The 20,870-nt window shown below is 73.6% G+C and carries 19 protein-coding genes; 10 read left to right on the plus strand and 9 right to left on the minus strand.

Annotation, left to right across the window (positions count from 1 at the left end):
- Positions 1–16: 16 nt before the first annotated feature.
- Positions 17–1,399 (minus strand): S28 family serine protease, encoded by a 1,383-nt coding sequence (locus AC07FK_RS05310; protein ID WP_479102758.1) that lies wholly within the window; start codon positions 1,397–1,399, stop codon positions 17–19.
- 129 nt (positions 1,400–1,528) lie between these two features.
- On the opposite strand from AC07FK_RS05310, the gene AC07FK_RS05315 reads away from it, so the two are divergent.
- The 3 genes from AC07FK_RS05315 to AC07FK_RS05325 all read left to right on the plus strand — a co-directional run bounded on the left by AC07FK_RS05315 (position 1,529) and on the right by AC07FK_RS05325 (position 3,934).
- Positions 1,529–2,062, plus strand: a complete 534-nt coding sequence (locus tag AC07FK_RS05315; protein WP_479102760.1) for a SigE family RNA polymerase sigma factor — start codon at positions 1,529–1,531, stop codon at positions 2,060–2,062.
- Complete coding sequence (locus AC07FK_RS05320) at positions 2,055–2,534, plus strand: hypothetical protein (RefSeq protein ID WP_479102762.1); 480 nt, start codon at positions 2,055–2,057, stop codon at positions 2,532–2,534. Before AC07FK_RS05315 ends, AC07FK_RS05320 begins: the two co-directional genes overlap by 8 nt.
- Before the next feature lie 107 nt (positions 2,535–2,641).
- Positions 2,642–3,934, plus strand: coding sequence for a mannosyltransferase family protein (locus AC07FK_RS05325; RefSeq protein ID WP_479102764.1), 1,293 nt, complete (start codon positions 2,642–2,644; stop codon positions 3,932–3,934).
- Between the two features lie 41 nt (positions 3,935–3,975).
- On the opposite strand, the gene AC07FK_RS05330 is transcribed toward AC07FK_RS05325, so the two are convergent.
- The 5 genes from AC07FK_RS05330 to AC07FK_RS05350 all read right to left on the minus strand — a co-directional run bounded on the left by AC07FK_RS05330 (position 3,976) and on the right by AC07FK_RS05350 (position 9,705).
- Positions 3,976–4,587: a TIGR03086 family metal-binding protein gene (locus AC07FK_RS05330; protein ID WP_479102766.1), complete on the minus strand. Its 612-nt coding sequence runs from the start codon at positions 4,585–4,587 to the stop codon at positions 3,976–3,978.
- A 181-nt stretch (positions 4,588–4,768) separates the two neighbouring features.
- The gene (locus tag AC07FK_RS05335) at positions 4,769–5,377 is read right to left on the minus strand and encodes a GNAT family N-acetyltransferase (protein ID WP_479102768.1); all 609 of its coding nucleotides are present in this window, start codon (positions 5,375–5,377) and stop codon (positions 4,769–4,771) included.
- Complete coding sequence (locus AC07FK_RS05340) at positions 5,374–7,437, minus strand: penicillin acylase family protein (RefSeq protein ID WP_479103894.1); 2,064 nt, start codon at positions 7,435–7,437, stop codon at positions 5,374–5,376. Before AC07FK_RS05340 ends, AC07FK_RS05335 begins: the two co-directional genes overlap by 4 nt.
- 139 nt (positions 7,438–7,576) lie before the next feature.
- Positions 7,577–8,752 carry a hypothetical protein gene (locus tag AC07FK_RS05345; RefSeq protein WP_479102770.1) on the minus strand — a complete coding sequence of 392 codons (1,176 nt, stop codon included), beginning with the start codon at positions 8,750–8,752 and terminating at the stop codon, positions 7,577–7,579.
- Positions 8,749–9,705 (minus strand): 5-dehydro-4-deoxyglucarate dehydratase, encoded by a 957-nt coding sequence (locus AC07FK_RS05350; protein ID WP_479102771.1) that lies wholly within the window; start codon positions 9,703–9,705, stop codon positions 8,749–8,751. The genes AC07FK_RS05345 and AC07FK_RS05350 overlap by 4 nt, the downstream gene beginning before the upstream one ends.
- Positions 9,706–9,923: 218 nt before the next feature.
- On the opposite strand from AC07FK_RS05350, the gene AC07FK_RS05355 reads away from it, so the two are divergent.
- Genes AC07FK_RS05355 through AC07FK_RS05365 form a run of 3 tightly spaced genes read left to right on the plus strand, consistent with a single transcriptional unit; the run spans position 9,924 to position 12,253 of the window.
- A complete protein-coding gene (locus AC07FK_RS05355) occupies positions 9,924–10,733 on the plus strand; it encodes an NAD-dependent epimerase/dehydratase family protein (RefSeq protein WP_479102772.1) in 810 nt (269 codons plus the stop codon).
- Positions 10,734–10,776: 43 nt separating this feature from the next.
- Entirely contained in the window at positions 10,777–10,995 is a 219-nt protein-coding gene (locus tag AC07FK_RS05360) for a hypothetical protein (protein WP_479102774.1), read from the plus strand.
- 43 nt (positions 10,996–11,038) lie between these two features.
- Positions 11,039–12,253 carry a TerD family protein gene (locus tag AC07FK_RS05365; RefSeq protein WP_479102776.1) on the plus strand — a complete coding sequence of 405 codons (1,215 nt, stop codon included), beginning with the start codon at positions 11,039–11,041 and terminating at the stop codon, positions 12,251–12,253.
- 19 nt (positions 12,254–12,272) lie between these two features.
- Here the strand turns inward: AC07FK_RS05365 and AC07FK_RS05370 are convergent, their stop codons facing one another.
- On the minus strand, positions 12,273–12,500 hold the full coding sequence (locus tag AC07FK_RS05370) for a hypothetical protein (protein WP_138898319.1): 228 nt from the start codon (positions 12,498–12,500) through the stop codon (positions 12,273–12,275).
- Positions 12,501–13,230: 730 nt separating this feature from the next.
- Here AC07FK_RS05370 and AC07FK_RS05375 point away from each other — a divergent pair.
- Positions 13,231–14,118, plus strand: a complete 888-nt coding sequence (locus AC07FK_RS05375; RefSeq protein WP_479102778.1) for a protein kinase domain-containing protein — start codon at positions 13,231–13,233, stop codon at positions 14,116–14,118.
- Here AC07FK_RS05375 and AC07FK_RS05380 read toward each other — a convergent pair.
- Positions 14,084–15,523, minus strand: coding sequence for an alkaline phosphatase PhoX (locus AC07FK_RS05380; protein WP_479102780.1), 1,440 nt, complete (start codon positions 15,521–15,523; stop codon positions 14,084–14,086). The genes AC07FK_RS05375 and AC07FK_RS05380 overlap by 35 nt on opposite strands.
- Positions 15,524–15,628: 105 nt before the next feature.
- On the opposite strand from AC07FK_RS05380, the gene AC07FK_RS05385 reads away from it, so the two are divergent.
- On the plus strand, positions 15,629–16,432 hold the full coding sequence (locus tag AC07FK_RS05385; RefSeq protein WP_479102782.1) for an SDR family NAD(P)-dependent oxidoreductase: 804 nt from the start codon (positions 15,629–15,631) through the stop codon (positions 16,430–16,432).
- A gap of 204 nt (positions 16,433–16,636) precedes the next feature.
- Here AC07FK_RS05385 and AC07FK_RS05390 read toward each other — a convergent pair whose 3' ends face one another.
- Positions 16,637–18,085 (minus strand): hypothetical protein, encoded by a 1,449-nt coding sequence (locus AC07FK_RS05390; protein ID WP_479102783.1) that lies wholly within the window; start codon positions 18,083–18,085, stop codon positions 16,637–16,639.
- Positions 18,086–18,277: 192 nt separating this feature from the next.
- On the opposite strand from AC07FK_RS05390, the gene AC07FK_RS05395 reads away from it, so the two are divergent.
- Both AC07FK_RS05395 and AC07FK_RS05400 read left to right on the plus strand, forming a co-directional pair.
- On the plus strand, positions 18,278–20,113 hold the full coding sequence (locus AC07FK_RS05395; protein WP_479102785.1) for an endonuclease/exonuclease/phosphatase family protein: 1,836 nt from the start codon (positions 18,278–18,280) through the stop codon (positions 20,111–20,113).
- Between the two features lie 306 nt (positions 20,114–20,419).
- Positions 20,420–20,869, plus strand: coding sequence for an N-acetyltransferase family protein (locus AC07FK_RS05400; protein ID WP_479102787.1), 450 nt, complete (start codon positions 20,420–20,422; stop codon positions 20,867–20,869).
- The last annotated feature ends 1 nt before the right edge of the window (position 20,870 follow it).

A 20,870-nucleotide genomic window follows, 5' to 3' on the forward strand; every position in this document is an offset into this window, starting at 1 on the left:
GGCGCCGGGCCGGCGCCTACTGGCCGGCCCAGCGCTTGACCGTGGCCTCGGCCTCGGCCCGTTCGGCGGGCGTGAGCCTCGAGATGAGCGCGCCGTGGTTGGTGTCCGGTGCGACGTACAGGTGCGAGTCGTGCTTGCTGGGCTTGAACCGCTCGGCGCTCCACGGGTCGTTCTGCCCGTACACGAACATCATCCGCTCGCCGCGGGTCGCCACCCAGCGGTCGACGTCCTTGATGACGCGGCCGTCGTACGTGGTCCGCATGTCGGCGGGCAGCACCGAATTGGGCTGGTAGACGTCCGGGTACCGGCGGACATCGCGCAGGTGCTTGAACTTCAGGTCCGCCCAGCCGAGCTGGGCGGCCGCCTGGCGGTAGTAGGGGCCGGCGCCCTCGGACCCGTTTCCCTGGTCGGAGTAGATGCTCAGACCGTGGCCGAGGGACCAGGTGTAGAGCTCGTCGTCCGTGGCCTTCCTGGCGTCCGGGACGGCCGGGCAGTCGGTGTACGTGCCGCTCTGCCAGAAGTTCCACACCTGGTCGAGCACCGAGAACTCGAAGGCTCGGTCGGCCGAGCCCAGGTACTCGAACGTGAGGCCCTGATCCTTGGAGGTGGCCTCGAAGCGCGACAGCATCGCCTCGCGCCGCACGAGCATCTCGCGCTGTACGGCGTCCAGGGCGGTCCGGCACTCGGGGGTGCCGACCGTCTTGAAGAAGTTCTCGTAGACGCTGTCGTCGCGGTTGTTCGCGTCGTTCGGGGCGACGTACGCGACGACCGCGTCCAGGTCGTCCGGGTAGAAGCGCTCGTGGTAGACCTGCGTCATACCCCCCTTGCTGGCGCCGGTCCCGAGCCACTTCGCCCGGTAGACGCTTTTGAGGGCCTGGACGATGGCGTGCTCGTCGCTCGCCTGCTGCCAGACGTTCAGGTCGTCCCAGTCGACCGCGGCGGGACGCGAGGTGTTGAAGTAGCGGTGCTCGACGCTGACCTGGTTCGCGCCGAGCAGCGTCGTGATCTCGCGGGTGCCCGAGGACAGCCCGTAACCGCCCGTGTAGTGCACGACCGGCGCCGTCTCGGCCTTGTGCCACAGCGTGAAGCGCTGCGCGAAGGTGCCTCTGCCGGGGTCGCCGTGGTCGACGGGCTGAGCGAGCGTGAGGGTGAAGAAGGGGAATCCGCCCTTGTCGGCCACCGAAACGACCGTCAGGCCGGGGATGCGCTCCAGCTTCTCGCGGATGCCATCTGATGCCGCCGGTGCGGGCGACGCCGTGGCGGACCCCGGGGCCGTGGCGGCGGCGGGCGCGTTCGAGGCGTTCGCGTCGGTGGCGGCGAGTGCGGGCGAGGCGGCCGACAGGCCGGTTGCCGCTATGAGACCGGCACAGAGCAGAGAAGGCAGGACCTGGGTGCGCACGCGGAAGTCCCCTCGGTCGGAGATGATGCGATGGATGCGACGCGCCGCATGGTATGCGTTCTCGGACTGTGATCGGCCTCACTCAGGATCTTTGGTCTCCCTGTCAACCGGGCGGGTGCTGCCGGGCGTATGCCCGGTGAGACCGAAGAGATCCAGGAGTGGTTGTTGACCGTCGAGGAGTTCGAAGAGTTCTACGCGCATACGGCGTCCCGCCTCATCGGGCAGCTGTATGTGATGCTCGGCGATCTGCACGAGGCCCAGGACGTCGTACAGGAGGCTTTCGTACGGGGCTGGAGCCGGCGGCACCGGCTCGACGGCGGCGGCGAACCCGAGGCGTGGATCCGCACGGTGGCGTGGCGGCTGGCGGTCAGCCGGTGGCGGGTGCGCCGCCGCTCGGCTGACGCGTGGCAGCGGCGCGGCAGCCCTGCGTCCGAGCCGGGCCCCGGCCCCGAACAGGTGGCGCTGGTCACCGCGCTGCGCGAACTGCCGCCCAAGCAGCGCCGGACGGTGACGCTGCACTACCTGTGCGACCTGACGGTCGCCCAGATCGCCGCCGAGACGGGCCTGTCCACCGGCACCGTCAAGACGCACCTGGCCCGGGGCCGGGCCGCGCTCTCCCACCTTCTGCAGGATCCGCGCGCTGAGGAGGCCCACGGTGCCTGAGCCCCACGACCCGTTGAGCAACGCGTTCAAGTCAGCGGCCGCGGCCGGGCAGGCCCGGGTACGGCCCGTCCCCGCGTCGGTGATCTCCGAGCGCGGCGTCCGCCGGCAGAAGCGGCGGTCGGCCCTGGTGGCCGCCACCGTGTGCCTGGCGTTCGCCGGTACGGGCGCCGCCGCGGTGACGGCGCTGCTGCCGGGCGGCGGCGCGGAACCCCGCGTTCCCGCTTCCACTCCGTCCGGCGGCCCCTCGGTCCTCCCGTCCGTACCGCCGTCGTTCTCGCCCCTTCCCTCCTCCTCGTCGTCCCCCGCGCGCACCACTCCCCCGGCGACCTCGGTGCCACCCGGCTCACCGACCGAGACCGATTCGGGGCCGCCGACCGCGCCGCCGTCCTCGACGGTCTCCGGGACACCGACCGCGCCGCCGTCCGGGGCAGGCACCCGACTGCCGCTGAACTCGCAGCCGCCGCCGGACTGACCCGCACCGCGCCCCGCCGGCCGCCCCTGCCCCTGCCCCTGCTCGCCGCATCGCCGACGCGCCGCAGGGCGATCCCGCATGCCCGATGCCCGCCCAGGAGTACGACCATGGCCACCGCGATCCCCTTGCGGCCCCCCGCACAGCCCGCCCGTAACCCCGCGTCCGGAAGAGACGCCGAAGGCGGTCCGGGGCCCGGCCGCCGACGGCTCGGACTCGGGCTCGGGCGGCCAGGACCGCGACCGACGGGACGCCGGCGGCTCGGGCGGCTCGGGCTCGGGTCCGACGACCGGAACGTCCTGCTGCTGTACGTCCTCACCCGTGCCGGCGTCTGGACCACCGCCTATTGCACGCGCTGGCTCTTCGCCGGCGACCGCGAGGCCCGCGACGTACGGCCGGCCCTGTCCTCGTGGGACCAGTGGGACTGGTGGCACTACCTGCACATAGCGCGGGAGGGCTACTTCCCGGGCGGCGCGGGGCCGGGTACGGACGGCTGGGACAACAGGGAGGCGTTCTTCCCCGGCTTCCCCCTGGTCCTGCGCGCCGTGCACGTCGTGGTCCCCGACTGGACCCTCGCCGGCCTGCTCATCTCGTTCGTCTCGGGGGCCGTGGCCGTCCTCGCCCTCGCCCGCGTCGCCCGCTCGCACGTGCGCGCCGACGGCCACCCCGGCCAGCGCGCCGTGCTGTTCTTCCTCCTCTCCCCCTGCGCGGTTTTCCTGGCCGCCGGCTACACCGAGTCGCTCTTCCTCGCCCTCGCCCTGCCGGCCTGGCTCGCCGCCCGGCGCCACGCCTGGGCGCTCGCGGGCGTCCTGGCCTGCCTCGCCACCGGAGTGCGGGTCAGCGGGCTGTTCCTCGCGGCGGCGATCGCGGTGCACTTCGTCGCCGCGACGGACCTCCGCGCGCAGTGGCGATGGGTCCCGTGGATCGCGCTGCCCGCGCTGCCGCCCGCCGCGTACACCTGGTTCCTGCACACGCACACCGGCGACTGGATGGCGTGGAACCACGCCCAGGAGCGCGGCTGGTACCGCGACTTCCACGCCCCGTGGGAGGCGTGGCAGAACACCTGGAAGGCCGCCTTCGGACACACCCAGTCCACCGGTTACGCCGCGATGTTCCAGGCGGAACTGCTCGCCATGGTCGCCGGCGTCATCCTCGTGGCGGTACTGCTCAGGCGGCGCGCCTGGCCGGAGGCGGTCTACGTCGGGCTCAGCCTCTGGGCCCTCGGCACCTCGTACTGGTACACGTCCGTCCCCCGCGCCACCCTCCTGTGGTGGCCGATGTGGGTGCTGCTCGCCGCGTGGAGCCTGCGCCGCCCCTGGATCCGCAGCGCGTACCTGTGCGTGGTGGCGCCCCTGTCCACCGTGCTCGCCGTGGTGTTCCTGACCGGGCGCTGGGCGGGCTGACCGCCGTCATGACAGCGCCTCCCCGGACCGCTCCCGGCCCCTCACCCGGCGGTCCAGGCCGGATTGCGGCCCGCACGCCCGACGACACGGTCGAGGAGCGGCGCGTCCGGCGGCACGTCGACGGGAGGCCCGAAGATCGCGTCCTCGCCCGGCGTGTCGTCCGTGGGCTCCAGCAGCTCGTACGACGACCGGAGGGCGGCGGCGTCCGGGGCGTACGGCCGGCCGAGGGCGCGGGCCAGGTCCCACCCGTGGACGACCAGCTCGTTGAGGGCGACCCGCCCCGCGACCTCGCCGGGCAGCGTGACGCCGCCCGCGCGCGTCATGCCCTGCCAGGCGGCGGAGTCGCGCCAGGCGGCGACGAGCTCGTCGAGCCGCCGCGGGAGGACGGTGCGCCAGTCGTCGTCGAGTACGGGGGCGGCGCCGTCGGGCGCCGTGTCGGTCGTGGGCCCGAGCCGCTTGGCCGCCGCGTCGCGGAAGGCCGTGGCCAACCCGACGAGGTGGGCGAGAAGGTGGTGCACGGCGTACTTCTCGCAGGGCGTGGGGTCGGAGAGCCGGTCGTCCCCGACCGCCTCGGCCAGTCGGGCGATCTGGCGGGCGACCGGCGCGAAGTCGGGGCCGGGCGGCGTGGCGGGCGTGGTGTCGCGGACGGTCATGGTGCTGCCTCCGGTGGGCGGACGAATGCCTGCGCAGTGGAGACCGCCGGGGGGCCGGGAACTCATCGGTGCGCCGCACGCCCCTTCCCGCCCCCCGCGCCGGTCACACCGCAGACGCCTCGAACGCCGCCGCAACGGTCACGCCCGCCGTGCCCGTGACGCCCGTGACACCGTCACACCGTCACACCGCAGACTCCGCGCGCGTCAGGAAGGCCAGTCGCGCGCGCTTCTCCGGCAGGAAGACCTCCGGCAGGTCGATCTCCGGCATCACGATCTCCGGGCCGAGCTCGAACCCGGCCCGTTCCAGCAGCGCCACCGCCTTGGCGTTGCGCGCGTCCGGCTCGGCCACGATGCGCAGGTGCTCCGGGTCCGAGAACACGAAGTCGATCAGCACGGTCAGCAGGCACGCGGTGAATCCGTGCTCCGGGGCGCTCCCGCCGGCGGGCGCGACGAGGATGTGCACCCCGAAGTCCCCCGGCCGGGCGTCGTAGCACTCGCTGACGCGGTCGGCCTCGGGGTCGTACGTCTGGAAGAGTGCGACGGGCGCGCCGTCCCGCAGCACCAGGTAGCCGTGGTGCGTGGTGAGGGAGTCCAGGTGCGCGTAGATCTCCTCGACCTGTTCGACGCTCGCCTCCGTCATGCCCCAGAACCGGGCCCGCTCCTCGGTGACCCAGCCGTGCAGCAGCGGGGCGTCGCGGCCCGGGTCGACGGGGACGAGGCGGACCGTGCCGAAGCCGTCGATCCTCCGCTCGTAGACGGTCGCCGCGGTGCTCGTCGGGGGCGTGGTCATCGGGACTCCTTGGTCAGACGGTTCCAGTCGGTGGTCACGGGAACGAGTTCGCCCCGCAGCCACAAGGGCAGTTGGTCGCGGTGGTGCGGGTCGTCCGGGACGCCGGACGCGCCGAGCGGCACCACCCACAGGCTGTCCTCGCGTCGCGCGAGGTCCCAGACGTAGCGGGCGGCCGGTCCGCGCGCGCAGCGGTCGGTGACGCCGGGGACGCTGGACGTGGACAGCACGCAGTCGTGGTCCCCGGCCACCCCCGGCCACCCACCGGGCGGCGCGGAGGGCAGGGCCTGCCACGGCGCGAGACGGTGTACGTCGCCCCAGGCCACCGGCGCCGCGTCCGTCGCCGCGACCGCCTCGACGGCCGCCGCCACGACGGCCGGCCGGTCGATTCCGGGCAGCAGACCGGTCGTCAGGAGGGTCTCCAGGGCGAAGCCGACGCGCGAGGTGAGGTGGAGCCACGGCAGGAAGACGCCGGGGTACGCCGGGTCCGCCACCGGCTCGGTCAGCGCGGCCAGCTCCGGGTGGGCGGCGATCCGCCGGACCACCTCCGTGCGCACGGCGGCGTACGCCGTTGCGTCCGTGCTGCCGGCCTCCATCCGCCGGTCCCAGCGCAGCAGCCGGTCCCGCAGCGCGGCCGCCGGCGCGCTGAGCCCTTCGAGGCCGGCGGCCAGCTCCAGCAGCGGCCGGGCGGACGCGAGGTACGTGTCGGTGTGGACGTCCGCCATCTCGCCGGCGGTCCACGCGTCCGACCCGGCGAGCAGCTGCCCGATGCGGTCCGCGCGGTACGGCGGGGCGAACTCGACGCCGAGCGGCGCGGCCAGGCCCCGCTGGTTGGCCATCACCGCGACGCCCTCCACGCCGGCGCGGGGCAGCGGTCCGTGATCACCGCGCCAGGTGTGCGCCTCTTCCCAGGCCGGTACGACGCGCAGCCCGTTGTCCCGGTGGCGCAGGGGCACGCGGCCCGCGACCCGGTGCAGCAGGCCGCCCTCGGTGTCCGCCGCCTGGACGACGTTGACGGGCTCGACCCAGCGCTCGAAGGCCCGGTCCACGTCGGCGACGGTGCGCGCCCTGAGCAGCGCGGGCAGCGCGTCGAAGCCGAGGTTCTCGTACACGCGCGCCGGGCAGCGCAGGCTGATGGTCAGGGCCTCGCCGGGGCCGCCGACGACGACGGGGCCGCGCTCGGTCTCGACGACCTCCGTCCGGACCGGGTCGCCGCCCGCCACCTCGACGGTCTCCGTGTGGACGGCGGCGGGCCGCCAGCCGTCGGGGCCCAGCGCCTCGACGCCGGAGCCGTCGGGGGTGCGCCGCAGCTGCTCGCGGTAGAGGTCCTGGTAGTCGGCCATGGCGTTGGTGATCGCCCACGCCACGGTGGAGGTGTGGCCGAAGTGGGCGATGCCGGGGACGCCGGGCACGGCGAGGCCGACGACGTCGTATTCGGGGCAGGCGAGCCGTACCTGCTGGTAGACGCCCGGGTCCTCGATGAACCGGTGCGGATCGCCCGCGATCAGCGGCGCGCCGGTGGCCGTGCGCTCGCCGGTGACCAGCCAGCCGTTGCTGCCGGAGGTGCCGGGGCCGTCGGTGGCGAACAGGGTGATCGCCTCCTCGCCGAGCCTGCGGGCGACCTCGTCGCGCCACAGCTTGGTGGGGAAACCGGCGAAGAGGATGTGCGTGGACAGCCAGATCCCGAGCGGCGTCCACGGCTCCCACGTCCCGGGGGTGAGCCCGGTGGCGGCGAACTCCGGTGCGCGGCGGGCGCCCTCGGCAAGACCGGCGTTGACCCCGTCGACGTACCGCGTGATCCAGGCGGCGGTGCCCGCGTCGAGGGCGCGGAAGCAGCGCCGGGCGGTGTCGTCCAGCCGCGACCGGCGGGCGAAGACGTCCCAGCCGACGCTGTCGGCGCCGAGGAAGGCGGCGGTGGTGCCCAGGGAGCGGTGCCGCTCGACCTCGATCTGCCAGGCGCGGTCGGTGGCGGCGTTGCGGCCCTGCGCGAACGCGAGCTCGTGTGCGCTGGCGGCGCGGAGATGGGGGATTCCCCAGGCGTCCCGGAAGACCTCGGTGCTCACGTTGTTCCCCATCTTGATTCCACTGACTCGTCCGGTCAGGCAGGTTAGGTTCGCCTAACCTAATGGACGTGCCGACCGGGAACCAAGCCGGGGGTCCTGGTGGGGCGGGGCGCCGGCCGGCGAGGCGGCGCCCCGGCGCTCACGACGTACGCAGAGCGGCGCGTACGAGCCCGAGGTCGGCGTCGGACGCCAGTCCCGCGTGGTAGAGACGGAGCTCGCTCGCGCCCAGCGCCGCCGCCCGTTCGGCGTCCCGGGCGAGTGTGGCGGGGCTGCCTCCCATCCCCGAGACGACGCCGAGATTGGCGGCCACGACGGTCGCCGCACCGGGGCGCCGGTGCGCCGCGAACGGCGCGAGCAGTTCCGGCCCTCCGGCGCACGGCACCACCACCCCGTCCGCGATCCCGAGGATGTGCCGGGGATCGACCCCCGCGTTCGCCCCGCAGCGGTACGCCGCCGGGTCGGCGTGCAGCAGCACCTGGAAGCCGGGGGGCGCGGCGGCCCGTACCGCCGCGACCGCCGCTTCCTGGAGCGTACCGGCGGCCCGGGTGCGCCAGGCGAGCGTCGCGGCGGCCGTGTCGGCGCCGATCAGCTTCTCGACGGCCTGCCATCCCGCGTCGGTGGAACCGGCGGCCCAGGCCGGGTCGAGCGCCCGGCGCACCGCCGCCGCCAACCGGTCCGCCGCCAGGCCGTGTTCGCCGTACCCCGTGCGGCAGTCCTCGCAGAAGCAGAGCGACATCAGGTACTGCGCCGCGTCCCCGAGCGTCACCCCCGCGGTCTTGTCGTGTGCGTGCAGATGGGCCAGGCCGTACCAGCCGCAGGACTCCAGCTCGGTGCCGCGCGCCCCGGGGCGTACGCCAGCCTCCGCCGCGAGGTCGGTGAGGTACGCGCGGACGTCGGGCCGCGCGATGCAGGGCGCCCAGGGATAGCGGTCGCCGTACGCGTTGACGACGGAGGTGTCCGGATGCTCGGCGCCGAGGCGGGAGTTGTGCGCGAGGACCACCCAGGAGTGGACGTCGAGCCCGGCCGCCGCGAGGGCTTCGGCCGCCTCGCCGTACGCGTCGGAGCCGGGCGCCCAGTCCCCCGCGGCGTACGGCCGAAGGCCGCGGCCCGACCAGCGGGACGCGTCCGCGGGGTAGAGCACGGCGGCGTGTTCGGCGGTGACGACCCGGTGGCGGGGGTGGCGCGGCGTGAGGGCCCGGGTCGAGTGGTAGGCGGAGGCGAGGGTGACCTGCTGGACGCCCAGGTCCGCGATGCGGGCGGCGGCGTCCGGGTCGCCGACGACGTCCCACGGGTAGAGGAAGGCGGCGGTTCTCACGCGTGCTCACCGCCGTCGCCCGCGTCGCCGATCAGGGCGCGGCCGCGCTCCACCAGTTCGGCCAGCGCCTCGACGTGCGCGGGGTCGGGTTCGCTGAGCGGCGGCCGCACTCCGCCGACGTCCAGGCCGGTGAGCCGCACCCCGGCCTTGACGAGCGAGACGGCGTATCCGCGGCCGAGGCCGCGCAGTTCGACGAGCGGGGCGTAGAAGCCGTCGAGCAGGCGGTTGACGGTGTCGTCGTCGCCGGTGTTGAGGGCCCGGTGGAAGGCCAGGGCGATGTCGGGGGCGAAGCAGAAGACGGCGGAGGAATAGAGGCTGACGCCGATGCCCCGGTAGGCGAGGCCGGTGAGTTCGGCGGTGGGCAGGCCGTTGAAGTACAGGAAGGGGTGGCCGGGCGGCAGCTCGCGGCGGACGGCGCCGATGACGCGCTGCATCAGGTCGAGGTCGCCGTGGCCGTCCTTGAGCCCGACGATGCCGGGCACCCGGGCGAGTCCGACGACCGTCTCGGGGGTGAAGACGGCGTTGTCGCGCTGGTAGACGATGACGTCGAGCGAGGTGGCGGCGGCCAGTTCGGTGTAGTGCCGCAGCAGCCCGCGCTGGTCGGCGACGACGAGGTACGGGGGCATGGCGAGCAGGCCGTCGGCGCCCGCCTCCTCGGCGATCCGCGCGTACTGGACGGCGAGCGCCGTGCCGTAGCCGGCTCCCGCGACGACGGGGACCCGGCCGGCCGCCTCGTCGACGGCGGCGGCCACGCAGACGCGGAATTCCTCCGCTGTCAGGGCGTGGAACTCACCGGTGCCGCAGCAGGCGAAGACGGCGGCCGCGCCGTCCTCGATGCCGGCGCGTACATGGGCGCGAAAGGCGTCGATGTCGAGGGCGCCGTCCGGCCCGTACGCGGTGACGGGGAAGAAGAGCAGGCCGTCGAGTCGGCCGGCGAGCGGGGCTGAGGTCACGGGCGCTCCCTGTGCGTGCACAATTATGATCCGTGTCTATATCCCTGAACGCCGTCACGCTAAAGCAGCCACCGGGGGGCGGTCAAGACGAGAAACCTCAAGAGGGAGGCGGATCGCGGGCCGTCGCGCGACACTTGACGGGGTTCGCGTCTCTCCTTAGCGTGTCCACGCATGTGAATGTGGTCCACACATACATACCTGCCTCGAGGAGAGCGCCGATGCCCGCACCCCGCACCGTCCTGCTGACCGGCGCCGCAGGAGGCGTCGGCACTCTGATGCGCGGCCTGCTTCCGGCGTACGGCTACACCCTGCGCCTCTTCGACGCGACGCCCCTCGACGGCGAACCGGACGCGATCACCGCCGACCTGGCGGACAAGGAGGCGCTGCGCGAGGCCGTGCGCGGCGTCGACGCCGTCATCCACCTGGCGGGCATCTCGCTGGAGGCCCCCTTCGAAAAGATCCTGCGCGCCAACATCGAGGGGACGTACAACCTCTACGAGGCGGCCCGCGCGGAGGGTGTCCGGCGGATCGTCTTCGCCTCGTCCAACCACGCGGTCGGCTTCACCCCTGTCCCCGCCCGGGGCGCGCCCCTGATCCCCGCTGGGACCCCGCACCGCCCCGACACCTTCTACGGCCTCTCCAAGGCCTTCGGCGAGGACCTGGCCCAGCTCTACTGGGACCTGCACGGCCTCGAGACCGTGTCGGTCCGGATCGGCTCCCTGTTCATGGAGCCCACGTCCGTACGGATGCTGTCCGTATGGCTGAGCCCCGGGGACGGCGCCCGCCTCCTGCACGCCGCGCTCACCGCCGAGGACGTGGGCCACACCGTCGTCTACGGATCCTCCGCCAACACCCGCCTGTGGTGGGACCTGTCGTCCGCGCGGGCCATCGGGTACGAGCCGCGGGACGACTCCGAGCAGTACGCCGAGAAGCTCATCGCGGACCAGGGCGAACTCGACCCGTCCCACCCGGAGCACGCCCACCTGGGCGGCCCGTTCTGCACCGACCCGCCCCGGTGGCCCCACTGAAAATCACGCGACGGGCGGCCGGGCGGCGGGCATGATGCCGCCCATGCCCAGACCTCACGGATTCCGTTACGAGCGGTTCAACGACGGCAGCGTCGCCATCACCCACCAGGGGCGGCCGGCCGGCACCCTGCGGGGCGCCCGGGCGGAGAAGTTCCTCGCCCAGGCCGGGGCCGGCGACGAGCAGCTGGTCATGGCCCGCTGGACGGGGGCGTACAAACACGGCAACGAGCGGGCGGCGAGAAATCACCCGCGCAACGGGTGACGGGTGAGGGAACGGCAAAGCGGCCTCGGTCGTTAGCTTTGGCATGACCGCAATGACCCCCGGCTCGAACATTCCGCTCCCCACCGCCCGCGTGGCCGTGGACGTTGCCGCCCCCGTGCGGCTCGACGTATCGGGCCTGCTGCTCACCGCCGACGGCAAGGTCCGCTCGGACGACGACTTCATCTTCTACAACCAGCCGGCCGGCCCCGGCGTCACGTACCGCTCCGGCGGCGGCACCGCCCCCGACGCGATCGTGGTGGACACCTCGGCGGTCCCGCCGGGCATCGAGAAGATCGTGGTCACGGCGAGCCCGGACGCCGCCGGGCAGACCTTCCAGGGCATCGAGCCCACCGCCACGGTGCGCGGCGCCGACGACGGCGCCGCCATCGCGACGTTCACCCCGCCGCAGCTCGGCTCCGAGACGGCGCTCGTGGTCGTGGAGATCTACCTCCGCAACGGCGCGTGGAAGGTGCGCGCGGTCGGCCAGGGTTACGCCAACGGGCTGGCCGGCATCGCGACGGACTTCGGCGTCTCGGTGGAGGAGGAGCCCGCGGCCGCCCCGGCCGCTCCCGCGCCCGCACAGGCCCCCGCGGCGCCCCCGGTGGCCGACCCGCGGGTCGCCGCGGCCCCGGCCGCCCCTGCGGCCCCCGCCGCCCCGCCCGCGCCCCCCGCCGCGAGCGGCAAGGTCAACCTGGACAAGGGCCGGGTCAGCCTCCAGAAGAACCAGACGGTCTCGCTGGTCAAGGGCGGCCGTCCGCTGCTCTCCCAGGTCAAGATGGGCCTCGGCTGGGAGCCGGCGTTCCGCGGCAAGGACATCGACCTGGACGCGTCCGTCATCGCGTACGACGGGACGCGCAAGCACCTCGACAGCTGCTACTTCGGCAAGCTGTCGATCCTGAACGGCGCGGTCAAGCACTCCGGTGACAACCTGACCGGCGAGGGCGCGGGCGACGACGAGGTCATCACCGTCGACCTCGGCCGGATCCCCCCGGAGGCGACGGGCCTGGTGTTCACGGTGAACTCCTTCACGGGACAGAAGTTCACCGAGGTGGCCAAGGCCTACTGCCGACTGCTGGACGCGGCGACCGGTGAGGAACTGGTCCGCTTCGACCTGACGGGCGCCGAGCCGCAGACGGGGGTGATGATGGCGAAGTTGATCAGGCAGTTCTCTGGAGAATGGGAAATGACCGCGATGGGCGACTTCGTGAAGAGTCGCACCGTTCGCGGCATGGTCAAGCCGGCAGCCCAAGCCCTCTAACGCTCGCGCGCGGGAGGGACTAGAGCTTGGTCAGCTTGGTGAAGGGGCTCAGGATGCGGCCCTGCCGCCCTGCGAAGTCGATGAGAACGGCCGCCTCGCCTTCGACGGCGACGACCCTCCCGAGTCCGAACTGATCATGCGAAACCCGGTCGCCCACCTCGAAGACCTCGATCGGGGGGGCGTCCGCGGCGGGGACGTTGAAGGGACTGGACGGCAGGTAGCGCCGGGCTCCGGCTGACTTTGTCATTAGTTGAGAGTATGCGCCCCGCGAGGCCCCCACGCCATGCCCGTCCATGATCACTTCACCCGGGGCCGGTCGGCACCCCCGTCCGGCGGCGACGGCGGCACCGCGCGAAACGCCTGGCCCGCAAGGCCACCGGACGTGTGCGGGGCAGGCGTTGCGCACGGAGCGTGACCGGCCCGGTACCGGCGAAAATTCACGGGGAAGACCGGAATCTTCGCCGCCGCCGGGCCGGCCGACGCGCTCCCCCGTCGGGCGCGGACCGACCGCCACCGCCGACGAACACACGTGCCCGTTCCGCAAGGACTTTGCGGTGAAACGAAATTGGCGGTCACGGGCTTAAAGAACGCCGGGAGCACTCCGGTGAGCGTTCGCGAATAGCCTCGTATTCACGCGGTAATCGCGGCTGCCGAACGCGCGCCGGAGGACGTCCGGACGTGCGGCTCCGGATTGAACCGCTGCTCAGAGCCCATGGACTCGCCCGCCACAAGCCGCCCACGGCGCGACGGACAGGCCCGGCGCGGCGCCGGGAATCCACAAGCCGGCCGCCACCGGAAATCCGGTGTCCCTGTCCCCGGAGTTTCCTGGCGGGGCGACGGGAATTCGCCGGCGGGCGCGGCCGGGAACCGGGTGGTTCTCGCACCGACCGCAACCGCACGGCCGCCGGACGCGTCGCACTCGGCGTCCGGGACACTGGGTCACGATCACGATCGCGTACGACCGGAGGGACCACGGCATGGCCGAGCGCGCGGAGTACCGCATCGTCTCGCTGATCGGTGAGGGCGGTACCGGCCGTGTGCACCTGGCACGGGATCCCGCCGGGCGGCTGGTCGCCCTCAAAACGGTCCACGACCGGCTGACCGCCGCGCCCCGGTTCCGCGAGCGCTTCCGTCGCGAGGCGGCCGCCGCGCTGCGCGTGCGCGGGCCCTTCACCGCGACGGTTCTCGACACCGGCACGGAGGACCGGCAGCCCTGGCTGGCGGCCGAGTTCTGCGTGGGGCCGCCGCTGGTGGAGGCCATCACCACGGCGGGACCGATGGGCCCGGCGGACCTCGGAACGTTCGGCTCGGCGATCGCCGTGGCCCTCTCGGCGATCCACGGCGCGGGCCCCGCCCTGCTGGACCTGAAGCCCGCCCACGTCCTGATCACCCACCGCGGCCCGAAGATCGTCGACTTCGGCACCGCCGGCCGTTCCGCCGGGCTCGACCCCGCGGCCACCGGCTTCCTCGGCTTCGTCGCCCCCGAGGAGCTGACGCCGGGCGGCCGGGCCGACACACCCGCCGACGTGTTCGCCCTGGGAGCGCTCCTCGCGCTGTCCAGTACGGGACGCAACCCGTTCGGGTCGGGCAGCGCCGAGCAGGTGACCGAGCGGACCCTGCGCGACGCCCCCGACCTCGTCGGCGTCCCCGGCGCCGAGTGGCCCGGTTTCCTCGCCGCCTGCCTGGCCACCGCCCCCGCCGACCGGCCGAGCATGCCCGAGGCCCTCGCCTGGTGCGCGGAGCGCGCCGCTCCCGTGCCGTGGTGGGAGCAGGAACTGGTGTCGGACCTCGTCCGGGAGCACGCGGAGGACCTGGCCGAGCTCCTCGCCGTCAGCGAGGGCGGCGGCGCCGCCACGGACCGGTGATCGCGACCATGACGCCCGGCTCCTGGATACTGGCGTAGAGCGTCTTCCCGTCCGGGGAGAAGACCACCCCGGCGAACTCGCTGTACTCCGGCTCTGCCTCGGTCCCCACGTTCAGCTCGTTGCGCGCGACGGGGTACGTACGGCCGCTCTCCGTGGCGCCGAAGAGGTACTGGCCGCCCTCGCCGTCCTCCGCCACGACCAGACCGCCGTACGGCGAGACGGTGATGTTGTCCGGCCCGTCGAACCGCCCGCCCGTGCCGAGCAGCACCTGCAGCGTGAGCGTGCGGCGCCTGGGGTCGTAGAACCACACCTGGCCGTCGTGCGGCTCGCCCGGGCTCTCGTCACGGGCGTACGACGAGACGATGTACGCGCCGCCGTCGGCCCACCACATGCCCTCCAGCTTGCGGGCCCGCGTGATGTCCCCGTCGTCGAACTGCTCGCGCACCGCGACCGTGCGCCCGTCCCGGTCCGGTACGTCGATCCAGTCGACGCCGTAGACCGTGCCGACGCGCGTGGCGCGCGACAGGTCGTCGACGAACCGCCCGCCGGAGTCGAAGCACTTGGGCGCCTGGAGGGTGCCCGCGTCGTCCGCGAGCCCGCGCAGCTTTCCCCGGCCGTGCGTGAAGCCGTGCGGCGGGACCCAGCGGTAGAGCAGCCCGTTGGGCGCCGAGTCGTCCTCGGTGAGGTATGCGTGGCCGCGCTTCGGGTCGATGACGACGGCCTCGTGGTCGAAGCGCCCGAACGCCTTGACCGGCTCGGGGTCCAGATTGGCGCGGCGGTCGTACGGGTCGACCTCGAAGACGTAGCCGTGGTCCTTGGTCATGCCGTTCTGGCCGGCCCGGTCGGAGTTCTCCTCGCACGTCAGCCAGGTGCCCCAACCGGTGGTGCCGCCCGCGCAGTTGGTGGAGGTGCCCGCGATGCCGACCCACTCGGCGACCTCGCCGCCGCGGTGCACCTCGACGACCGTGCAGCCGCCGGCCGCGGCCGGGTCGTACACCAGGCCCTCGGCGAGCGGCACCGGGTGCTGCCACCTGGACCGCGCGCCCTTGAGCTCGTGGTTGTTCACGAGCAGGGTCACTCCGCGCGGCCCCTCGAAGGCGCCGGTTCCGTCGTGCTTCGACGGGGTGAACTCGCCGGACTCCAGCCGGGTGACGCCCGCGTGCGTGACGATCCGGTAGGAGAAGCCCGCGGGGAGGGCCAGGATGCCCTTGGGGTCGGGTACGAGCGGCCCGTAGCCGGGGCCGTGCCCGCTCTGCGCCCGGTCGCCCGCGCCCCCGGTCTCCGCCGGTTCGTCGGCGGCGAGGGCTCCGGGGGCGGTGGCGAGCGCGCCGACACTGCCGACGAGGGCGACCGAGGCGCCCGTGACCGCGGAGTGTCTGGCGAAGTCCCTGCGGGTGATCGTCATGCGTACCTCCTGAGGCCCGTGCGGGGCACGTGTTTTCGGCGTCAGGCTCGCGCGCGCGTATAAACGGGGGCTGAACAGTGCCCGTCGTACGAGAGGCCACCCGTCATGCCCTTGCCCCAGCACGCGCTGCCGCGACAGCCCTCGCGCCTGCCGTCCTCCGGTCGCCGCGTCCTCGTCAGCGGCGCGTCGCGCGGCCTGGGGCGCGCCGTCGCCCACGCCTTCGCGGCGGGCGGCGACCACGTCGCCGTCCACTACGGCTCGCGGCGCGAGGACGCCGAGCGGACCCTGGAAGAGCTGCCCGGTACGGGCCATGTGCTCGTCGGCGGCGACCTGTCCGACCCGGCGGGCGCCGCCGCCGTCGCGGACCGGGCGGCGGAGAGCCTCGGCGGCGTCGACGTGCTGGTGAACAACGCGGCCGTCAACGAGCGCCACCCGCTCGCCGAGACGCCGTACGACGCGTGGACGGCCGTGTGGCAGCGCCATGTGGCCGTCAACCTGCTCGCCACGGCCAACCTCAGCCACCTCGCGGCCCGGCGCATGATCGAGCAGGGCACGGGCGGCCGGATCGTCAACATCGGCTCGCGCGGCGCGTTCCGCGGGGAGCCGGACCACCCGGCGTACGGGGCGACGAAGGCGGCGGTGCACGCGCTCGGCCAGTCGCTGGCGGTGTCGCTGGCTCCGTACGGCATCGGGGTCGCGTCCGTGGCGCCCGGGTTCTTCGGCACCGAGCGGGTCGCGGACCGGCTGAACGGCGCGGAGGGCGAGGCGATCCGGGCGCAGAGCCCGTTCGGGCGGGTGGCGACGGCGGAGGAGATCGCCGGCGCGGTGGTGTGGCTGGCGTCGCCGGAGGCGGAGTGGTCGTCGGGGGCGGTGCTCGACCTCAACGGGGCGTCGCATCTGCGGACTTGACGGCGCCCAGTGGGGCGTCGCAGCTGCGGACTTGAGTGCGAGGTGCAGGAGGGGCGGCCCGGCACGGCGGGGTGGAGGGGGTGCCCGCGGCGCCGCCCCCCGACCCGCACCCTGCCCGCGACCGGGGGCGCCTGCCCCCGGCTCCCCGACGCCCTCCGCGGCGCGCTCTCGGCTGTCGGGCGGGCGGGGTGCCCCCGGGCCCGCTCAACCCCTGTTGCTGGAGCGCGCCTTGAACGCGGCCTTGCGTGCTTCCTTCGCCGCCTTCTTGTCCGGGTGCAGGCGCCCCATCGCCTCCAGGACGTCCGCCGTGGCCGGGTGGTCCACCCGCCACGCCGCGTCGAAGAAACCGCTGTGCCGGCCGGTCAGGCCCGCCACGAGCCCCTGGAGCTCCTCCAGTTCGCCGTCCGCGTCGAGCTGCGCCGCGATGGTGTCGATCGCGAGCCAGAAGATCATCGACTCGGGCGGCGGCGGCACGTCGGAGGCCCCGTGCTCGGCGAGCCAGACGCGGGCCAGACCGCCCAGCTGCGCGTCGTCCAGCACCTCGCGCACCGCCTCCTCGGCCTCCGGCCCGACCAGCGACAGCGCCTGCTGGCTGCGGAGCCTGCGCAGCGGCGCGCCCTCGTCCGTACCACGCGCGGCGGCCAGCAACTCCCGCGCCGCAGCGGCCGGTTCGCGCCGGGCGAGCCACAGCTGCGTCTCGGCGCCCGCGGACGCCTCGGGGAAGTACGCGATGCCGTCGAGCAGCGCCTCCGCACCCTTGTCCGCCAGGTCGCCCACCGCGGGCGCGTCGACGCCCGCTTCGAGCATCCGGGCCCGGACGCCGTACAGGCCGAGCGGGGTCAGGCCCACCATTCCGTACCGCGTCACATCCTCGTCGTCGACCGGCGGCTCGGGCTCCGCGCCCTCCTCGGCCATCAGCGCCTCGTCCACCGGCCGGTAGGTGACGAGCCCGATCGGCTCCAGGACCCTGAACTGGTCGTCGAGCCGCATCATCGCGTCCGACACCTGCTCCAGTACGTCGTCGGTCGGCTCGCCCATGTCGTCCGGGACGATCATCGAGGCGGCCAGCGCGGGCAGCGGCACCGGCCCCTCCGCCGCCCCGTCGGAGACGGTCAGCAGGTAGAGGTTGCCGAGGACGCCCTCCAGGAACTCCGCCTCCGCCTCCGGGTCCCAGTCCAGCGCCTCGAAGTCGATCTCTCCGTCGTCCCCGATGACGTCGGCGAGGTCGTCCAGGACGGGCGCGGTGGCGTCCGCGAAGACGGCGTCGAAGGCGTCGAGCCAGATGGCGAGTACGTCCTGGGGGCCGCCGGAGGTGAGCAGCGCGAGGTTCTCGCCGGCCGTGACGGCGCCGTCGAAGTCCTCGGCGTCCCCGTCCGGATCGCTCACGTCCACGAGCCCCGCGTCGACGGCCAGCCGCCACGCCTCGCTCGCCTCCGCCGCACCGTCCTCGTCGGCGGTGAGCCCGAGGTGCGCGGCGGCCTCCGGCAGCTGCTCGTCGGCCAGTTCGCCGCCGGCTCCGACCCGCGTCGCGGGCCCCGCCCACCGGGCGAGCCGCGCGGCGCGCGCGAGCAGCGGCGAAGTGAGCGCCGCCCGCGCCAGCTCGGCTTCGGAGTGGAGCCGCACCGGCGGCAGGGTCGGGCGGTCACCGGACATCTGGGGGTTCTCCTTGACGCATGCGGGTCGGGCGGCCCCCAGCGTAGACGTATTTGCCCCCATGCCACCGGGTTCATGTACCCGTCAGAATCCGTACCCACGGTGACCCTTGACAACCCCCTGTCGCACACAAGAGATTGACGCGCGTAGAACACTGCTCCACCCCTCATCCATCGCACTCGGAGCCACGAGATGACTTCCCGTTCCTCCCTTCCCGGATCCGCCGCCGTCGCGGCCGTCGCAGCCACCGCACTGGCCTGCGGACTGCTGGCCGGCTCGGCCTCCGCCGCGTCCGCCGCGGACATCCGGATCCACGACATCCAGGGCACTACCCGCATATCCCCGCTCGTGGGGCAGCAGGTCACCGACGTGTCCGGCATCGTCACCGGTGTCCGGGCGTACGGCTCGAAGGGCTTCTGGTTCCAGGACCCCGAGGCCGACGCCGACGCGGCCACCAGCGAGGGCGTCTTCGTCTTCACCGGCTCCGCGCCGACGGTCGCCGTCGGCGACGCGGTCAAGGTGTCCGGCACGGTCGGCGAGTACGTCCCGGGCGGCACGGCCTCCGGCAACCAGTCGCTCACCCAGATCACCAAGCCGGCCGTGACCGTGGTCTCCTCGGGCAACCCGCTGCCCGCGCCGGTCACTGTCTCGGCGAAGTCGGTGCCGTCGGCGTACGCCCCCGAGGGCGACCCGGCGGCCGACGGCAGCATCAACGCGCTGCCGCTGAAGCCGCGCACGTACGCCCTCGACTACTACGAGTCGCTGGAGGGCAGCAACATCCGCATCGGCTCGTCGCGCGTGGTCGGCGCGACCGACCCGTACTCCGAGCTCTGGGTCACGGTGAAGCCGCACGAGAACGACAACCGCCGCGGCGGCGCCGTCTACGGCTCGTACACGTCGCAGAACACCGGCCGGCTCCAGATCCAGCAGCTCGCGCCGATCTCCCAGCAGCCGTTCCCGAAGGCGAACGTCGGTGACGTGCTCTCGGGTACGACCGAAGGCCCCCTGGACTTCAACCAGTTCGGCGGCTACACCCTGACGGCCCGCACGCTCGGCACGGTCACCGACCGGGGCCTGGAGCGCGAGTCGACCCGCCCGCAGCGCCGCGGCGAGCTCGCGGTGGCGACGTACAACGTCGAGAACCTGGACCCGAGCGACCCGCAGGAGAAGTTCGACGCGCTCGCTGCGGCGGTCGTGGACAACCTCGCCTCGCCCGACATCCTCGCCCTCGAGGAGATCCAGGACGACAACGGCGCGAAGAACGACGGCACGGTCTCCGCCGAGGAGACGCTGAAGAAGTTCACGGCCGCGATCGCCGCGGCCGGCGGCCCGTCGTACGCGTGGCGCACGATCGACCCGGCGAACAACAAGGACGGCGGCGAGCCCGGCGGCAACATCCGCCAGGTCTTCCTCTTCAACCCCGAACGCGTCTCCTTCACCGACCGCGGAGCCGGCGACGCCACCACCCCGACCGGTGTCGTCCAGGAGGACGGCCGCGCGGCCCTGACCCACTCCCCCGGCCGGATCGACCCGGCGAACGCGGCCTGGGAGAACAGCCGCAAGCCGCTGGCCGGCGAGTTCACCTTCCGCGGCCGTACGGTCTTCGTGATCGCGAACCACTTCGGCTCGAAGGGCGGCGACGAGGGTCTGCCGTCGCACCACCAGCCGCCGGTGCGCAAGTCGGAGGTCAAGCGGCTGGAGCAGGCGCAGTCCGTCAACGCGTTCGTCAAGGACATCCTCAAGGCGCAGCGCTCCGCGGACGTGCTGGTCCTCGGCGACATCAACGACTTCGAGTTCTCCGCGACGACGCAGGCGCTGACGGCGGACGGCGCGCTCTACCCGGCGGTAAAGTCCCTGCCGCGTTCGGAGCGTTACTCGTACGTCTTCCAGGGCAACAGCCAGGTGCTCGACCAGATCCTGACCAGCCCGTCGGTCGGGAAGTTCCGCTACGACAGCGTGCACATCAACGCCGAGTTCGCCGAGCAGAACAGCGACCACGACCCGCAGGTCATCCGCTTCCGCCCGTAGTCCCGGCCCCGGCCGGCCGCCCGTCACACGCCCGCGCTCACGCCGAGCGCGGGCGTGTACCGCCGCACACCGCCGCCGGTCACGCCCGGGTGGCCGCGGTGTACCGGCCCGCCGCGTGCTCACCAGCGGGACGCCGGCGTTCGAACGCCCGGTCACGGGACGGGCGTTGATCTGCGCTCCTCGGACGATCCGGCTTCTCGTACGGACACGGCGGATCGCCGGGACGCCGGGCGGCGGGCTCGCGTGGTCCCCGTCCTCGGCCGAATCGCGGTCGAGGTCGAGGTCAAGCGTGCGAGACTCACGTCCGTGATCTTCCGCACCGCGACCCGCAAGGACCTTCCCGCGATACTCGCCCTCCTCGCCGACGAGGAGAAGGTCGTCGATCCGGCGTCCGTCGTCGTCGACGCGGCGTACGAGCGGGCCTTCGAGGCGATCGACGGCGACAACCGCAACGAGATGCTGGTCCTGACCGACGGGACCGGTTCCACGGTGCTGGGCTGCCTCCAGGCCACATACGTCCCGGGCCTCGGCAGGCACGGGGCCGAGCGGGTCCTGATCGAGGCGGTACGGGTCAGGGCGGACCGGCGCGGCGGCGGACTGGGGCGCGAGCTGCTCGAACGGGCCGCCGAGCGGGCCCGCGAGCGTGGCTGCGCGCTGATGCAGCTGACGAGCCACAAGCGGCGCACCGAGGCGCACCGCTTCTACGCGTCGCTCGGTTTCGCCCGCAGCCACGACGGGTTCAAGCGCGCGCTCTGAG

It is taken from the genome of Streptomyces sp. NPDC046122, assembly GCF_056429965.1.

What these genes read in the sequence shown, in the direction of transcription:
- AC07FK_RS05395 (WP_479102785.1), top strand. Translation starts at nt 18,278, where the DNA reads ATGACTTCCCGTTCCTCCCTTCCCGGATCCGCCGCCGTCGCGGCCGTC.
- AC07FK_RS05390 (WP_479102783.1), bottom strand. Translation starts at nt 18,085, where the DNA reads ATGTCCGGTGACCGCCCGACCCTGCCGCCGGTGCGGCTCCACTCCGAA.
- AC07FK_RS05330 (WP_479102766.1), bottom strand. Translation starts at nt 4,587, where the DNA reads ATGACCGTCCGCGACACCACGCCCGCCACGCCGCCCGGCCCCGACTTC.
- AC07FK_RS05380 (WP_479102780.1), bottom strand. Translation starts at nt 15,523, where the DNA reads ATGACGATCACCCGCAGGGACTTCGCCAGACACTCCGCGGTCACGGGC.
- AC07FK_RS05360 (WP_479102774.1), top strand. Translation starts at nt 10,777, where the DNA reads ATGCCCAGACCTCACGGATTCCGTTACGAGCGGTTCAACGACGGCAGC.
- AC07FK_RS05325 (WP_479102764.1), top strand. Translation starts at nt 2,642, where the DNA reads ATGGCCACCGCGATCCCCTTGCGGCCCCCCGCACAGCCCGCCCGTAAC.
- AC07FK_RS05315 (WP_479102760.1), top strand. Translation starts at nt 1,529, where the DNA reads ATGCCCGGTGAGACCGAAGAGATCCAGGAGTGGTTGTTGACCGTCGAG.
- AC07FK_RS05355 (WP_479102772.1), top strand. Translation starts at nt 9,924, where the DNA reads ATGCCCGCACCCCGCACCGTCCTGCTGACCGGCGCCGCAGGAGGCGTC.
- AC07FK_RS05365 (WP_479102776.1), top strand. Translation starts at nt 11,039, where the DNA reads ATGACCGCAATGACCCCCGGCTCGAACATTCCGCTCCCCACCGCCCGC.
- AC07FK_RS05335 (WP_479102768.1), bottom strand. Translation starts at nt 5,377, where the DNA reads ATGACCACGCCCCCGACGAGCACCGCGGCGACCGTCTACGAGCGGAGG.
- AC07FK_RS05370 (WP_138898319.1), bottom strand. Translation starts at nt 12,500, where the DNA reads ATGACAAAGTCAGCCGGAGCCCGGCGCTACCTGCCGTCCAGTCCCTTC.
- AC07FK_RS05375 (WP_479102778.1), top strand. Translation starts at nt 13,231, where the DNA reads ATGGCCGAGCGCGCGGAGTACCGCATCGTCTCGCTGATCGGTGAGGGC.
- AC07FK_RS05385 (WP_479102782.1), top strand. Translation starts at nt 15,629, where the DNA reads ATGCCCTTGCCCCAGCACGCGCTGCCGCGACAGCCCTCGCGCCTGCCG.